Annotated in this window: 12 protein-coding genes; 5 read left to right on the forward strand and 7 right to left on the reverse strand. The window is 68.3% G+C overall.

Annotated features, from left to right (window positions below):
• Positions 1-53: 53 nt before the first annotated feature.
• Positions 54-1,097, reverse strand: a complete 1,044-nt coding sequence (gene bioB, locus G5A07_RS18995) for a biotin synthase BioB (protein WP_049454071.1) — start codon at positions 1,095-1,097, stop codon at positions 54-56.
• Positions 1,098-1,300: 203 nt separating this feature from the next.
• Here bioB and G5A07_RS19000 point away from each other — a divergent pair, with 203 nt between their 5' ends.
• The 4 genes from G5A07_RS19000 to G5A07_RS19015 all read left to right on the forward strand — a co-directional run bounded on the left by G5A07_RS19000 (position 1,301) and on the right by G5A07_RS19015 (position 4,511).
• The gene (locus G5A07_RS19000) at positions 1,301-2,641 is read left to right on the forward strand and encodes a chloride channel protein (protein ID WP_071305542.1); all 1,341 of its coding nucleotides are present in this window, start codon (positions 1,301-1,303) and stop codon (positions 2,639-2,641) included.
• Between the two features lie 97 nt (positions 2,642-2,738).
• On the forward strand, positions 2,739-3,434 hold the full coding sequence (locus G5A07_RS19005) for a ComF family protein (RefSeq protein ID WP_019661633.1): 696 nt from the start codon (positions 2,739-2,741) through the stop codon (positions 3,432-3,434).
• A 58-nt stretch (positions 3,435-3,492) separates the two neighbouring features.
• Positions 3,493-4,044 carry an HdeD family acid-resistance protein gene (locus G5A07_RS19010; protein WP_191863825.1) on the forward strand — a complete coding sequence of 184 codons (552 nt, stop codon included), beginning with the start codon at positions 3,493-3,495 and terminating at the stop codon, positions 4,042-4,044.
• Positions 4,041-4,511, forward strand: a complete 471-nt coding sequence (locus G5A07_RS19015) for a hypothetical protein (RefSeq protein WP_049454066.1) — start codon at positions 4,041-4,043, stop codon at positions 4,509-4,511. The genes G5A07_RS19010 and G5A07_RS19015 overlap by 4 nt, the downstream gene beginning before the upstream one ends.
• Positions 4,512-4,563: 52 nt before the next feature.
• On the opposite strand, the gene G5A07_RS19020 is transcribed toward G5A07_RS19015, so the two are convergent.
• The 6 genes from G5A07_RS19020 to G5A07_RS19045 all read right to left on the reverse strand — a co-directional run bounded on the left by G5A07_RS19020 (position 4,564) and on the right by G5A07_RS19045 (position 11,894).
• Positions 4,564-6,342, reverse strand: a complete 1,779-nt coding sequence (locus tag G5A07_RS19020; RefSeq protein WP_049454064.1) for an MFS transporter — start codon at positions 6,340-6,342, stop codon at positions 4,564-4,566.
• 192 nt (positions 6,343-6,534) lie between these two features.
• Positions 6,535-7,650 carry an N-acetylglucosamine-6-phosphate deacetylase gene (gene nagA, locus G5A07_RS19025; protein ID WP_134959179.1) on the reverse strand — a complete coding sequence of 372 codons (1,116 nt, stop codon included), beginning with the start codon at positions 7,648-7,650 and terminating at the stop codon, positions 6,535-6,537.
• Positions 7,647-8,423: a DeoR family transcriptional regulator gene (locus G5A07_RS19030; protein ID WP_010482152.1), complete on the reverse strand. Its 777-nt coding sequence runs from the start codon at positions 8,421-8,423 to the stop codon at positions 7,647-7,649. The genes nagA and G5A07_RS19030 overlap by 4 nt, the downstream gene beginning before the upstream one ends.
• 33 nt (positions 8,424-8,456) lie before the next feature.
• A complete protein-coding gene (locus G5A07_RS19035; protein WP_049454061.1) occupies positions 8,457-9,791 on the reverse strand; it encodes a D-tagatose-bisphosphate aldolase, class II, non-catalytic subunit in 1,335 nt (444 codons plus the stop codon).
• A 17-nt stretch (positions 9,792-9,808) separates the two neighbouring features.
• On the reverse strand, positions 9,809-10,747 hold the full coding sequence (locus tag G5A07_RS19040; protein ID WP_191863826.1) for an ROK family protein: 939 nt from the start codon (positions 10,745-10,747) through the stop codon (positions 9,809-9,811).
• Positions 10,740-11,894, reverse strand: a complete 1,155-nt coding sequence (locus G5A07_RS19045; RefSeq protein WP_143994158.1) for an SIS domain-containing protein — start codon at positions 11,892-11,894, stop codon at positions 10,740-10,742. Before G5A07_RS19045 ends, G5A07_RS19040 begins: the two co-directional genes overlap by 8 nt.
• Positions 11,895-12,216: 322 nt before the next feature.
• Between G5A07_RS19045 and G5A07_RS19050 the strand changes: the two genes are divergently transcribed.
• Entirely contained in the window at positions 12,217-15,576 is a 3,360-nt protein-coding gene (locus G5A07_RS19050) for a TIM-barrel domain-containing protein (protein ID WP_191863827.1), read from the forward strand.
• Positions 15,577-15,630: the final 54 nt, after the last annotated feature.

Raw genomic sequence — 15,630 nt, forward strand, 5'->3', positions numbered from 1 at the left:
TCGACGGGGCGGCTAGGGTAGCGCGTTGCCGCGGCGCCTGCTTGCGGCCCGTCTCAGGCCGCGTGAGCGCAGCCACAGCCGGGCGTATCGGCACTGATATCGGCGTGCACGGTACCGCCGTGGTCGTGGCCTTCGGCATCCACCTGCACCGCCATCGGCTGCAACCCCAGCCGAGCGAACAGGGCCAGGTCGCGCTCGCTTTCCGGGTTGCCGGTGGTCAGCAGCTTGTCGCCGTAGAAGATGGAGTTGGCGCCGGCCAGGAAACACAGCGCCTGCAGTTCGTCACTCATCGCCTCGCGCCCGGCCGACAGCCGCACCATCGAGCGCGGCATGGCGATGCGGGCCACCGCGATCATGCGCACGAACTCGAATGGGTCCAGTTCGGCGCTGCCATGCAGCGGCGTACCCGCCACCTGCACCAGCTTGTTGATCGGCACCGAATCCGGATGCGCCGGCAGCGTGGCCAGCGCCAGCAGCAGGCCGACGCGCTGCGCGCGCGTCTCGCCCATGCCGACGATGCCGCCGCAGCAGGTCTTCAGGCCGGCATCGCGCACGTGTTCCAGCGTATCCAGGCGGTCCTGGTACTGGCGCGTGTGGATGATCGAATCGTAGTAGTCCGGCGCGGTGTCGAGGTTGTGGTTGTAGTAGTCCAGGCCGGCGTCCTTCAGCGCACGCGCCTGCTCGCCGCTGAGCATGCCCAGCGTGGCGCAGGTCTCCAGACCCAGTGCCTTCACCCCGGCGATCATCGCCGCGACCTTCGGAATGTCTCGATCCTTCGGCGAACGCCATGCGGCACCCATGCAGAAGCGCGATGCACCGGCGGCCTTGGCCTGGCGTGCCTTGGCCAGCACCGCGTCGGTCTCCATCAGCTTCTGCGCGTTCACCCCGGTGCTGTAGCGCTGCGCCTGCGGGCAGTACGCGCAGTCTTCCGGGCAGCCGCCGGTCTTCACCGACAGCAGCGTGGACACCTGCACCTGCGACGGGTCGAAGTGCTCGCGATGGACCGCTGCGGCGCGAAACAGCAGCTCGGGGAACGGCAGATCGAACAGCGCCTGCAGTTCGTCGTGTTGCCAGTCGTAGCGGATGGCAGCAGCCATGGCGGGACCTTGGGTACGAGTGGAGCGAGGGCGGCAGTGTGGGTGGGTTGATGAACACTGTCAACCTCAATGTTGCTATTGTGGTTTACGGTTGGCCGCTCCCATCAAGCCTGGCGGAAACGCCGCATTTCACCGCATCCTGCAAGGGCTGCGGCCAAAGTGGCCGCTGCCCAACGGAAGCGCTGGCGCGCAGACTCTTTCCCATGACCGATCTCCATCGCCTCCGCGGCCGCATCACCGCGCTGGTTCTCAGCGAAGCCTGGCGCCGCCGCGCCGCGCTCTGGGGCGGCGCCGTGGCCGTGGCGCTGGTGGCGATCCTGTTCGCCAAGGCCAGCGACGCGGCGTTCCATCTGTTCCAGCGCATCACGTCGCACTCGCCGTGGTGGGCCCTGCTGCTCACGCCGGGCATCTTCGCGCTGCTGGCCTGGTTGACCGCCGGTGTGCTGAAGCCCACGCGCGGCAGCGGCATTCCGCAGGTCATCGCCGCGTTGGACAAGGCCGATGAGCCGTTCCGGAAGACCAACCTTTCACCCGCGGTTTCGGCCGGCAAGCTGCTGCTGACCTCGCTGTCACTGCTGGGTGGCGCCTCGGTGGGCCGCGAGGGCCCGACTGTGCACGTAGGCGCCAGCTTGATGTACCTGTTCGGCCGCTGGTTCGGCTTCAAGGATCCCCGCGAGCTCTCGCACTTCCTGCTGGCCGGTGGTGCGGCGGGTATCGCGGCGGCGTTCAACACGCCGCTGGCCGGCATCGTCTTCGCCATCGAGGAGCTCAGCGGTCGTTTCGAGCATCGCTTCTCAGGCACCCTGCTGACCGCGGTGATCGTCGGTGGCGTGGTGTCGCTGGGCCTGTTGGGCAACTACACCTACTTCGGCCATGTGAGCGCACGCCTGCCGCTCGGCCAGGGCTGGCTGGCAATCCTGCTGTGCGGCGTGGTGGCGGGCCTGCTGGGTGGCCTGTTCGCGCGTGCGGTGCTGGCCAGTGCGGCGGGCCGCCCGCGCTGGCTCGGGCAACTGCGGCAGCGGCATCCGGTTCTGTTGGCCGCAGGCTGCGGCCTGGTGGTGGTACTGCTCGCCCTGGTCTTCGGTGAAGGCGCGTTCGGCACCGGCTACGAGCAGGCGCGCAGCCTGGTGCAGGGGCAGGCGGTGGTCGGCCACGAGTTCGGGTTGATGAAGCTGCTGGCCAACCTCGCATCGTACGTGGCCGGTATTCCCGGAGGCTTGTTCTCGCCCGCGCTGGCGGTCGGTGCGGGACTGGGGCACAACCTGGCGGTGCTGATGCCCGGCGTGGACCCGCGCGCGTTCGTGCTGCTGGGCATGTGTGCGTACCTCACCGGCGTCACTCAGGCGCCACTGACTTCGGCGGTGATCTCGCTGGAGCTGACCGACAGTGGTGATCTGCTGCTGCCGATCCTGGCCACGGTGCTGATCGCGCGTGGCGTGTCCGGGCTGGTGTGCAGGGTGCCGATCTATCGCGGGCTGGCGGAGTTGTTGATCGGGCCCGCCGCTACGCCACCGGCGACCGGACAGGGCGAACGCCTCTCCTGACGGGCGGCGGCCCCCGTCGCAGTTGAGGGCAGTTCCGACACTGCAATCGGTGCTTCGCCGATGGCCGCACGCGGCGTGCGCCATCAAGTATTGGGTGATGCGTACTTATCTCCTGCGTTCGGCAACCCGTGTCTCGCGCGCACTGCTTGGTGTGCTGCTACCGCTCCGCTGCCTGGTCTGCGGCGACCCGGGCCACGATGATCTTGATCTGTGCTGGGCTTGCTTGGCCGATCTGCCCTGGGCAGGCCGTGCCTGCCTGCGCTGCGCCTTGCCGTTGCCCGACACCGCGTTGATCGTCTGTGGCACCTGCCGCGAGGAGGTACCGCCACAGGCGGCTACCCACGCCAGCCTGCTGTACCTGCCACCGGTCGACCAGTTGCTGGTCCGCTACAAGTTCCATCAGGATCTCGCCGCTGGACGCCTGCTCGCGCAGCTGATGCAGCGCGCACCGCCGCCGTGGTCGTGCACGCCGCTGGTGCCGGTGCCGCTGCACAGGCGACGCTTGCGCCAGCGCGGCTACAACCAGGCCGGTGAGCTGTGCCGGTTGCTGCCGATGCCGGTCTGGCAGGGGGTGTACCGGCAGCGGCATACCGCACCGCAGTCTGAACGCACGGCCGAACAGCGCAGGGAAAACCTGTTCGATGCATTCGACGTGCGTGGTTCCGTGCCCTCGCGGCTGACCGTGGTCGATGACGTGATGACGACTGGCAGCACGGTGATGGAGGTCGCCGAGACGCTGCGCCTGGCCGGCGCAGCGGAGGTGCGCGTGTGGGTCTGTGCGCGGGCGCCGTGATCGCCCTCTTCATCCACAGGGGCTAGGATGAGGCCGGTTCCGGATCGGAGGAGTGGCCATGAATTCCCCCTTGTCTCCCTTGTTGTCGGCGGTTGGGCGCAGCTGGTGGATCCTGCTGCTGTACGGGCTCGTCGCACTGGGCTTCGGCATCATCGCCATCGGTTGGCCGCTGTCCGCAGCGATGGCACTAGCGTGGACACTGGGCGTGATGGCCATCGTTGAAGGCGTCATCAGCCTGTTCGCACTGGTCAGCGGCGGCAGTGGTGCCTCGCGTGGCTGGTTGGCGCTGTATGCCATCGCTTCGCTGGGCTTCGGCATCCTGGCGGTGATCAATCCGCTGGCCACCGCCAGCGTGCTGGTACTGTTCCTGGCGGCATGGCTGCTGGTGGCCGGCATCTATCGCATCGTGTTCGCGATCCGCGTGCGCAAGCAGATCCAGGGCGAGTGGCTGCTGATCCTCAGTGGCGTGCTGGCGGCGGTGCTGGGGCTGCTGTTCGCGGCCAATCCGTATGCAGGCGTGGCGGTGACCACGCTGTGGATCGGCATTGGCAGCCTGCTGTACGGGCTGCTGCAGGTGCTGGTGGCGTTCAAGCTGCGGAAGCTGAAGTGAGGGGCGCGTTTCCGTTCCTGCTGGGCGCAGCGCTGGTGCTGGCCGGATGCATGCCGGGTGCCACGCCCGGTGCGCTGGCAGGCAAGGATCATGCGCCGCGCGCGGGTGTGGATGTACGCCTGAGCGCGGTCGATGCGGACGGCAAGGGCAGGCAGGCGCAGTGGCAGGGCGAAACGCTCGCCCTGCGCGAGCCGCCGATCGCTGGCAGCGCCGACATCGCCGATGTGCGCTACGTGCTGGACGAGGCCAAGCAGCCGGGCCTGCAGATCCGCTATCGGCCCGAAGCGCACCAGCGCATCCACGATGGTACGGAAGCACTGGTGGGCCAGCGCGCGGCGCTCAGCGTGGACGGCCGCGTGCTGATGGTGGCGACGGTGAAAGGCCCGTTCGGTGAATCGATGATGCTGAGCGGGTTGCCGAGCATCGCCGAGGCGCAGGCGTTGGCGAAGCACATCACCGGTCAGTGACGGGCGCGCCAACACCAACGCGTTGCGCGCGGAGGTCGACCAAGGTCGACTGCTACCGGGCGAACCGTGCCTCGATCTCCTCCAGTGACTTGCCCTTGGTCTCCGGCAGCCAGAATGCGGCCACCAGGAAGAACACGAAGGTGCACGCCGCCCAGAACACGAACATGCTGGCGTAGCCGTAGTGGCCCACCGTGGGCAGGAAGAGGGCGGCGATGGTGGTGGACACGAACTGGTTGATCAGCAGCGCGATGCTCATGCCATTGGAGCGGATGCGGTTCGGCATCAGCTCCGACAGTGCCAGCCACACGCACACGCCGGGGCCGACGGCGAAGAACGCGACGAACACCAGGATGCAGGTGGCCACGGCCCAGCCGTGTGCCGGTGGCGGCACCGGGCCAATGCGGGCCTGCTCGATGCGCAATGGCGCCTGGCTGGCACTGGCCGGGTCGGCAAATGGGTTCAGGTGGAGTTTGCGGAAGAACGCACCGATCACGCTGTCCGGCTGCACGGTGCCGGTGCGCTCGATGCGCAGTTCGCGATCAATCAGGTTGTCGCTGCGCAGGGCGCGCACATTGGTGAAATCACCATAGGCGTACGACACGGTCAGCTGCATCGGTCGGCCCTGGCTGTCGATGCCATTGCTCAGGCGTTGCCACTGCGCGTCATCCAGCACCAGCTGCAGGCCGTCGCCGCTGACCGCCGCCTGCAGCTGAGGCTGCACATCGGCGCGTCCGCGCTCGGCCTGGAAGAACAGCGTGGCCGCCGCCAGCAGGGCCACGCAGATGCCACCGCTGCCCAGCATCAGCAGGAACTTGCGGCCCTTGCGGTCGACCAGCAGCAGCGCGACCACGGTCATCACCGCGTTGAGCAGCTTGATCGCCACGTCGGCACCGTTGGCCACCGAACCGGACAGGCCGGCCTGGTTGAGGATGTTGACCGCGTAGGCCAGCACCGAGTTGATGCCGGTGGCCTGGGTGCAGGCCAGCACCACGCACGCGAGCACGAACGGCACCACGTAGCGGCGGCTGAGCAGCGGGTCGCGCTTGCCGTCGCTGCTGCTCGATTCCGGCGCCTGGATCTGGGCCAGCGTGGGCTCGACGTCTGCGGCGGGGAGGACGCGCTGAAGGCTGCGGCGGGCTTCATCGATGCGGCCGCGGCGCACCAGCCAGCGTGGTGATTCGGACAGCCAGAAGATACCGGCGCAGAACAGCAGGCCGGGCGCCAGGCAGGTCCAGAAGATGGTGCGCCAGGCGTGGTCCTTCACCGTGAACAGTTCCTGCGCCTGCTGCGCGACCGGCAGCGAGCGCACGGCCTCGGCGGCGGCATCCACGGCATGGGCGTGGTACAGGCCGATCAGGGCTGCCAGCACCAGGCCAACGGTCAGCAGCAGCTGGAACATGGCCGCGCCGCGCCCGCGCCGTTCGGGGCTGAGCACTTCGGCCAGGTACAACGGAATCACGACGCCGATCAAACCGCCACTGATGCCCTGCAGCAGGCGTCCCAGCAGCAGCGGCGTGTAGCCGGAGGCCAGTGCCATGATCGGAATCGAGGCGGTGAACAGCAGGCCGGCCAGCAGCATCGCGCCGCGGCGGCCAATCAGGTCGGCGATCATGCCGGCGAACAGCGAGGACAGCACGCTGCCCAGCAGTACGGCTGCCACCACGAAGCCGAGCTGCTGGCTGCTGAGCTGCCAGGCGTGACTGGCGGTCGCTTCAAGATAGGGCAGGGCACCGGCGATGATGCCGATGTCGATGCCGTACAACAGGCCACCGAGGCCGCCGATGAAGAGCAGGTAGCGTACGGGCCAGCGCGGGGCGGTGCTTGCAGTCATCGGCAGTTCCTGTGGTAGCGCCGGGCCAGGCCCGGCGGCGGTTCGTCGCAGAGTGCATTCTGTAGAGCCGAGCCATGCTCGGCTGCTTTCCGTTCCGATATCGAGGTTCCCCATGCCGCGCTTCGCGCGGCGAGCCGAGCATGGCTCGGCTCTACAGGGAGCCCGCGCGGCATCCGGGCCGCATCGCTTGCGTCAGGTCAGATCGACGACGCGCCCGCCGATCACCACCTGCTGCAGGCGCAATCCGGCATCCAGTACCACCAGGTCGGCACGGGCGTCGGGCGCAATGCGACCGCGATCATCCAGGCCCAGGTAATCGGCGGGGAAGGTGGACACGCGATGCGAGGCATCGGCCAGTTCCAGTCCCACACGCACCAGGTTGCGCAGCGCCTGGTCCATGGTCAGTGCGCTGCCGGCCAGCGAACCGGTGGCCAGGCGAACGCAGCCGCCGCACTTGTGCACGCGCTGTTCGCCCAGCGCGTACTCGCCATCGGGCATGCCGGTGGCGGCGGTGGCGTCGGTCACAGCGTACAAGCGCGGAATCGCGCGCGCGGCCAGGCGGATCACGCCGGGATGGATGTGCTGCAGGTCGGGAATGATCTCGGCGTACTGCGCATGTGCCAGCGCCGCCGCGGCGATGCCAGGCCGGTAGTGGTCGACGCCGGTCATGCCGTTGAACAGGTGAGTGAAGCCGGAGGCACCCGCCTGCAGGGCAGCAACACCCTCTTCGTAAGTGCCGGCGCTGTGGCCGAGCTGCACGCGAATGCCCATTGCCGCCAGCGCGGGAATCAGTGCGGTGTGCTCGCCGATTTCCGGCGCCAGCGTCATCACCCGGATCGGTGCCAGCGCGTGCAGCTGCTGCACCAGCGCCAGCGTCGCCTCGATGGTGCGGTTGGGTTGCGCGCCCAGCCGCTGCGGGCTGATGAACGGCCCTTCCAGATGTACGCCGGCAATGCAGGCGGCATCGGCATCGGGCGCTGCGATGGTTGCGGCCACGCCGTGCAGCGCGTGCTCGATCTCATCCAGGCCGGCGGTCATGGTGGTCGCCAGCAGTGTGGTGGTACCGAAACGCAGATGGGTGCGGGCGATGGTGCGTGCCACGTCGCCGCCCTGCATCAGGTCGACGCCGGCCGCACCATGCACGTGCAGGTCGATGAAGCCGGGCAGGATCACCGGCAGCTGCAGGTCGTCAGCGCCGCTGTGGTCGTCCACCTGCAGCTGGCGGATGTGCGAATCGAAGTGGACGTGGCCACGCCGCCAACCCAGCGGCGTGAGGATGCGGCCATGCAGGGTGCGGGTGTCGGTCATGCAGTGGGCTCGGCGATGATCACTTCGATGCCCAGCCGCTGCAGCCCTTCACGGGTTGCGTCGTCGATGCCGGCGTCGGTGATGATGGCATGGATCTGATCGAGAAGTGCGATGCGGTGCAGGCTGACGCGGCCGAACTTGGAGGCGTCGGTCAGCACCACGATGCGGCGCGCGCGCTCGACCATGCGGTGGTTGAGGCGGGCTTCGGCTTCATCGTGGGTGGTCAGGCCGAACTGCAGGTCCAGGCCGTCCACGCCCAGGAACAGGGTGTCGAAGCTGTAGGAGTTGAGGCTGGCTTCGGCCTGGCTGCCCTGCAGCGACAACGACTGCTGGCGCAGCAGTCCACCGGTCAGCAGCACGTTGATGCCGGGCGCGTTGGCCAGTTCCCAGGCGATGTTCAACCCATTGGTCATCACCGTCACGTCGCGCTGGGTGCGCAAGTGACGGGCCAGGGTCATCGTGGTCGAGCCGGAGTCGATGATGATGTTGTCACCGGGCCGCACCAGGCGCGCGGCACACGCGCCGATCGATTCCTTCAGCGGCAGGTTCAGTGCGTCCTTTTCGTGGATGTCCTGTTCCTGCGGCGGCGTGCGTACCAGCGTGGCGCCACCGTGGGTACGGTTGGCCAGGCCTTGCGATTCGAAGTGGGTCAGGTCGGCACGGATGGTCACCGCCGACACGCCGAAGCGCTCGACCAGATCGGCCACCTGCACCGAGCCGTGCTCGATCAGCAGCTGCAGGATCTGTTGCCGGCGGGAGCGGGTGTTGCGCATGGCCATTCTCGGTGTCGCGGGGAAAGGTAGAGATTAGCCGTTCGCAGCAACGGCGGCAGCCGCGTCTGCGTGATGCGTGCGGGTTCCGGCCTGGTTGGCGCTGCACGCACGGGCGTACTCGCCCAGGCACAGGCCGACGCGATGCCGTGCCAGCGCGGTAGGCGTATTGGCCAGGGTGCCCTCGCGCACGGCGCGGTACTGCTCCGGCAGGTACTGGCTGAGCAGTACCAGCGGCGGCGCGTGCTGTTCCAGGTTGGCGAACAGGGTCTGCACCGCCTGCACCAGCGCGGGCTCGCCCCAGTAGTAGCGGCAGCGGTCGCTGAAGGAATAGCTGCGCAGCAGGCGCAGCGCTGCCTCATCGCCCTGGTAGTAGGACTGCCAGTACTTCGGCTGCGCAACCATCACTTCTTCCAGCACCTGCGGCAGGCGCGAGCACAGTGCGGCCGGCAACAGTTCAGCCTCGATCGCGGCCAGCGCGAACAGCGCTTCGCGGTAGGCGAAGGTCGCCGCCGGGCCGACCTTGAGGATGGCGAAGTGGTCGCGCACCAGCGCGTGCAGCCCGCTTTCGCGCTGGTAATCGGTGGAATGCGCTTCGAACACGATGCGCGGCTGCTGTTCGAGGAAGTCGGCCAGCGTGCTGGCGGCGGCCGGGTCGTACTCGTGCACACTGCTGTGGTCGAAGTCCACGCCCGGTTGCACCACCATGGCGATCACGCGCTGCCACGCATCGCGCAGCTGCGGCGTATCGAACGCCTGCTGATGAATCGCCAGGGTCTGCGCGGCAGCAGCGGGCGTGGTCACCTGCAGGCCTTCGGCCAGCGAGGCTTCGCCACCGGGAATCGGCACTTCGGTACCGATCACGTAGACCGGCGGCGGCAGGCCATGATCGGCGGCGGTGCGTTCGGCGATCTCGGCCAGCTCGGCCGAGCGCGCGGCGACGATGGCGTCGGGCAGCGGCACCGGGTCATCGGCGCAGGACATGCTGCAATCGAGGTGGATCTTGTGGAAACCGGCGGCGACGTAGGCTTCGATCAGCACGCGCGCGTGGGTCATCGCTTCGGCAGCCGGGCGCTTCTGCCAGGCATTCGGGCCGAGGTGGTCGCCACCCAGGATCAGCCGCTCGCGCGGGAAACCTTCTTCATCGGCCAGCGTGCTGACGTAATCGCGGTACTGCGGCGGAGTCATCCCGGTGTAGCCGCCGAACTGGTCGACCTGGTTGGAGGTGGCCTCGATCAGCAGCACGGTGCCGTGCGCCAGCGCCACATGCATGGCCGCACGCAGCACCTGCTCGTTGCTGCAGCAGACGCTGTACAGGCCGACGTTGGCACCGGCGCGGTGGGAGGCAAGCAGGGTCTGCAACGGGGACATGGTCAGGCTCCGGTCAATCAGGAAAACGAGGGTTGGCAGGCGAGCAGGGCGGCACCACGTGCGCCACCAGCATCGCCGAAGCGCGGCGGCACGATCGGCGGAACCTGCACGCCGTTGAACAGATGAGCGGCGATGGCCGCCGGCAGCTGCTGGTACAGCGGCGCGTACTGCGAGAGGCCACCGCCGAGCACGATCACGTGCGGGTCCAGCGCCAGCACCAGCGCGGCCAGGCTGTGGCCAAGCAGATCGCGGTGGATGTCCAGCGCCTTGCGCGCACGCGCATCACCGGCTTCGGCCAGGGCGATCACTGCGCTGGCGTCGGTGGCGCTGCCACCGAGGTGACGCTCGATCATTGCCAGCCCGCTGCCGGACACGTAGCGCTCCACGCAGCCTTGCAGGCCGCAGGCGCAGTCGATGAGTGGCAGGCCATGGCGCTGCAGCAGGTGGCCCGGCACGCTCCAATGGCCCCATTCGCCCGCCAGCCCGTTGAAGCCGGACAGCAGCCGGCCCTGCAGGCAGAAGCCGCCACCGGCACCGGTGCCGAGGATGGCGCCGAACATGCTGGGGTAGCCGTCGGCGGCCCCGCCATGCGCTTCCGACAGGGCAAAGCACTGCAGGTCGTTGCCGAAGTGCAGCGGGCGTTGCAGGCGTGCCTGCAGATCCTGCGCCACGCATTGGCCGGTCAGTGCCGGCACGTTCGCGCTGAGCTGGCGGCCGCTGCGGCGGTCGCGCACGCCGGGCAGGGCGATGCCGATGGCGGCATCACCGCGGCCCAGCGCCGCATCGGCCTCGGCCACCAGCGCCACCACCGCCTTCAGGAAGCCGTCGTAGTCACCCTGTGGGGTGGCCACGCGGCGGCGCCAGGTGACCTGCATCGCCGCATCGCACGCCACCAGCTCGATCTTGGTGCCGCCGATGTCGATGCCGTAGCAGGCGTGGGCGATCAGCTCAGCCATGGTGGATGGTGACGCCCTTGACGACGCGGTTGACGGTGCCGTCCGGGAACGGGTTGTCCGGGGTCAGGCCCAGCGCGGCCGAGCGCTGCAGCGCGAACAGCTGCGCGAAGCCCAGCCACACCGGTGCCAGCCACGGATCGTCCAGTGCCGGCACGGTGAGGGTGTATTCGTCGTCGGCGCCGATGTCCGAATGCGGGCCGATCGCCAGTACCTGGCCGGCCACGCCATCGCGGCGCAGTTCTTCCAGCAGGTCCTGTTCGTAGCGGCGCGCCAGCGGCTGCACGCTGCGCAGCACCACCACCAGGGTGTTGCCGTCCAGCGTCGACTTCGGGCCATGGCGGAAGCCCAGCGGTGTGTTGGCCAGCGCCAGCACGCGGCCGGCGGTCAGCTCCAGCACCTTCAGCGCGCACTCGCGCGCCAGCGCTTCCAGCGGGCCGCTGCCGAGGTAGATGATGCGGTTGAACGGGCGCTGCGCCAGCACCGCCACCGGTGCATCCCACTGCGCCTGGCCTTCGCGGGCCAGCGCGGCGATCTGCTTCAGGCGCGCCACGCGCGCATCCCACGGCGAACGATCGAACACGGTCAGTGCGGCCAGCAGCATGCAGGTCAGGCTGCTGGTCATGGCGAAGGCGCGATCGCAGCTGGCCGACGGCATCAGCAGCGTGCAGGTATCGGCACGGCCGGCACCACGACGGGCGAGTTCGCCATCGGCGTTGCAGGTGATGTCGAGGAAGCGTGCCTCATCCACATCGGCGCGCACGCGGTCCACCGCGGCCACGCTTTCCGGACTGGAACCACTGCGGCCAAACGAGACCAGCAGGGTGGGGCGGTCGCGCTGCAGGTACAGCGCCGGATGGGTCAGCAGGCTGGTGGTGTGCACCACGCGCACCTCGGCCGGCCACTGCGCGTTGATCGCATCGGCCACCATCTCGGCGATGAAGCCGGAGCTGCCGGCGCCGGTGAACAGCACGCGCTGGTTGGGATCGTTGAGGCTGCCGCCGAGGAAGGCCTGCAGGCGGTCGCGGGCACGCGACAGATCCTGGGCGAGGGCTTCCCACAGCGCTGGCTGCTGGGCGATTTCGGTAGCGGTATCGGCTCCGCCAAGGCGCTGCCAGGCGGACACATCGGAAAGCAGGGTGACGTCCATTCGGAGGTTCCAGTTGGGCCAGCGCACCATCTGCGTTTTCTTTCGAAATGTCAAACATCGAAAGTAAAAAGAAAGAAAATGACGCGATGACTTTTCCCGCTGCCGGGCGCTCGGGAAAACGAAAGAACGGGGCGAATGCCGTATCGCACAATGCTTAACAGGCAGCTGCAATCGATTACACAAAGTATTGCGACGCAACAACTTTCGTTTCAACGGAATATATCTTCCTTTTTCCTTTCAATTTGTTGACATCTTTCGAATCGCTGCCCTAGAGTCGGCCCAACCGCTTTCGAAACGCCCGGTGAACGGGTTGGGAGTCCGTGTGGAAATCTGCGTTCGTCGCTCGCCGCTGATGCTGGCTCTGTTGCCGGCATTGATGTTGGCGTCCATGCCGGCCCAGGCCGAGTCGGTCGGCAACCTGCATTCGGTTGCCGCCAGCGCCAGCCGCGACGGCGTGCAGGGCTGGGACCTGCAGACCGACAAGGGCGCGCGCCTCCGCATCGAACTGCCGGCCACCGACATCATCCGCGTGCAGGCAGGCCGCAACGGCACGCTGACCGGCGCCGGCGACAAGGCCGCGCCGATCGTACTGCCGCAGCCCAAGGCCAACGTGCAGGCGAAGCTGGAAGAAGACGCGCAGGAAATCCGCGTGCGGACCGAGTCCCTGGTGCTGCATGTACAGCGGCAGCCGCTGCGCATGCGCCTGGAACGGCTGGACAACGGCCAGCCCACCGCGCTGTGGCAGGAACTGCAGCCGCTGGACCTGGATGCCACGCAGAGCGTGCAGGTGCTGTCCTCGCAGGCCGATGAGGGCTACTTCGGTGGCGGCCAGCAGAACGGCCGCTACCAGTTCAAGGGTCGCGAGCTGGAGGTGTCCTATTCCGGCGGCTGGGAAGAGGGCGACCGCCCCAGCCCTGCCCCGATGCTGCTGAGCAGCCGTGGCTGGGGCATGCTGCGCAATACCTGGAGCGATGGCAGCTACGATCTGCGCGAGGCCGACCAGTCCACGCTGCTGCATCGCGAAGACCGCTTCGATGCCTATTACTTCGTCGGCGCCGACCTGCCGAAACTGATCGAGCGCTACACCCAGCTGACTGGCCGCCCGAACATGGTCGCGCGCTGGGCGCTGTCCTACGGCGACGCCGATTGCTACAACGATGGCGACAACAGCAAGAAGCCCGGCACCGTGCCCGAAGGCTGGAGCGACGGCCCGACCGGCACCACCCCCGATGTGATCGACAGCGTGGCCAAGCAGTACCGCGCCCACGACATGCCCGGTGGCTGGATCCTGCCCAACGACGGCTACGGCTGCGGTTACAAGCAGCTGCCGGAAACCGTGAAAGGCCTGGCCGGTTACGGCTTCCGCACCGGCCTGTGGACCGAGAACGGTGTCGACAAGATCGCCTGGGAAGTCGGCAAGGCCGGCAGCCGCGTGCAGAAGCTGGACGTGGCCTGGACCGGCAAGGGCTACCAGTTCGCGATGGACGCCAACCGCCAGGCGTTCAACGGCATCCTCGACAATTCCGATTCGCGCCCGTTCCTGTGGACGGTGATGGGCTGGGCCGGCATCCAGCGCTACGCCGTGGCCTGGACCGGCGACCAGAGCAGCAGCTGGGACTACATCCGCTGGCACGTGCCGACCCTGGTCGGTTCCGGCCTGTCCGGCATGGCCTATGCCAGCGGCGACGTCGATGCGATCTTCGGCGGCAGCGCCGAGACCTTCACCCGCGACCTGCAGTGGAAGGCGTTCACGCCGGTACTGATGGGCATGAGCGGCTGGTCGTCGAACGCACGCAAGCATCCGTGGTGGTACGACGAGCCCTACCGCAGCATCAACCGCGATTACCTGAAGTTGAAGATGCGCCTGACCCCGTACATGTACGGCCTGGTGCACGAGGCCGCGCAGACCGGCGCACCACCGGTGCGTGGCCTGATGTGGGACAACCCGCGCGACCCGCACGCGCAGGATGAAACCTACAAGTACCAGTTCCTGCTCGGCCGCGATCTGCTGGTGGCGCCGGTGTACCGCAGCCAGGCCGCCAGCCGTGGCTGGCGCCGCGACATTCACCTGCCGGCCGGCGGCTGGATCGACTACTGGGATGGCCGCCGCGTGCAGGCTGGCGCCGACGGCCGCCAGCTCGACCGCCAGGTGGACCTGGCCACGCTGCCGGTATTCGTGCGTGCCGGTGCGATCCTGCCGATGTACCCGTCGATGCTGTTCGACGGCGAGAAGCCGCTGGATGAAGTGACGTTCGACCTGTATCCGCAGGGCGAGTCGCAGTACACGCTGTACGAAGACGATGGCAACACGCGCCGCTACCAGCAGGGCGAGTCGAGCACGCAGCAGATCCGCGTGCAGGCGCCGGCGCAGGGCAGTGGCCCGGTGCAGGTACAGATCGATCCGGTGCAGGGCCAGTACAACGGCCAGCTGCCGCAGCGCCGCTACGGCCTGCGCGTGCTCAGCCGCCAGGCGCCGCGTGCGGTGCAGGCCGCTGGCCGCGCGCTGCCGGCGCTGGCTGATGCCGCTGCGTTCAACGCTGCTGCTGAAGGATGGTACTTCGATGCCGCCGAACGCCGCGGCACCCTGCATGTGCGCACCGCCAGCCAGGACATCCGCCAGCCCCTGCAACTGCAGCTGGACTTCGCGGTCGCCGCCGCCGCTGCCGACGACGCCTATCCGGCCGCGCCGGTGCTCGGCCGCGAACTGCCGGCCGACAGCCTGCTGGTGGTCAACCGCCCGGCCGAAGAGCCCGGCCACGCGCTGGAAAACGCCTTCGATGATGACCCGGGTACCTGGTTCCGCAGTGTGCGCAACCAGGCCGTGCGCACCGGTGCGCATGAATGGGTGATCGGGTTCGGCGAGCGCAGGATGATCGATGGCATCGACATCGCGCCGCGCAACGACAAGAACTGGAAGCACGGCCAGGTACGCGATTACGAGGTCTACCTGGGCGACAGCAACGGCGAGTGGGGTGAGCCGATCGCGCGTGGCCGCCTGCAGTTGAAGGAAGGCGTGCAGCGCATCGCGTTCCCGGCCCATGCCGGCCGCCTGCTGCGCTTCCGCGTGTTGAGCGTGCAGAACCCCGAAGGCGACGGCGCCAGCAGCACCGATCCGATGGTCACCGCCGCTCAGGGCAGTGCCCGCGCCTTCGATGCGCTGCAGCCGCGCGACGTCGGCCCGATCGCCCTGTCCACCTTCCACATCCTCGAACACCAGGAACCGGAGCGACCGGCCCGGCAGCGCTATCTCTCCGAGCTGCCGGTGCCGGCCGCGCTGGCCAGCCAGGTGCGCGCCGACCAGTCGTTCCGTGGCGATGCCGGCATGCGCATGAACGGCCTGCAGTTCCGCCGTGGCCTGGGCGTCGGCGCCAACAGCCGCATCGACCTGCGCCTGCAGGGCGGCTGGCACCTGCTGCGTGCCGACCTCGGCATCGACGACGCCTGCCGCAGTGCCGGTGGCCTGCAGTTCCAGGTCTGGGGCGACAACCGCCTGCTGTACGACAGCGGCCTGGTGAAGGCACCCGGCGTGGTCAAGCCGGAGCTGGACATCCGTGGCCTTTCCACCCTGAGCCTGCGCACGCTGGGTGCGCAGGGCAGTCAACCCGCCCAGGTCTGCGCCAACTGGGCCAATGCCGTACTGATCGGCCAGGAGGGCGACTCCGCCAGCATCGTCGCCCCATGACCCCCTCGTAACACCGCTCCTCCCCCCGCCCATTCCGACTACGGCCCCCATGGC

It is taken from the genome of Stenotrophomonas sp. AS012628, from assembly GCF_010608305.1.
GTDB classification, from domain to species: Bacteria; Pseudomonadota; Gammaproteobacteria; order Xanthomonadales; family Xanthomonadaceae; genus Stenotrophomonas; species Stenotrophomonas geniculata.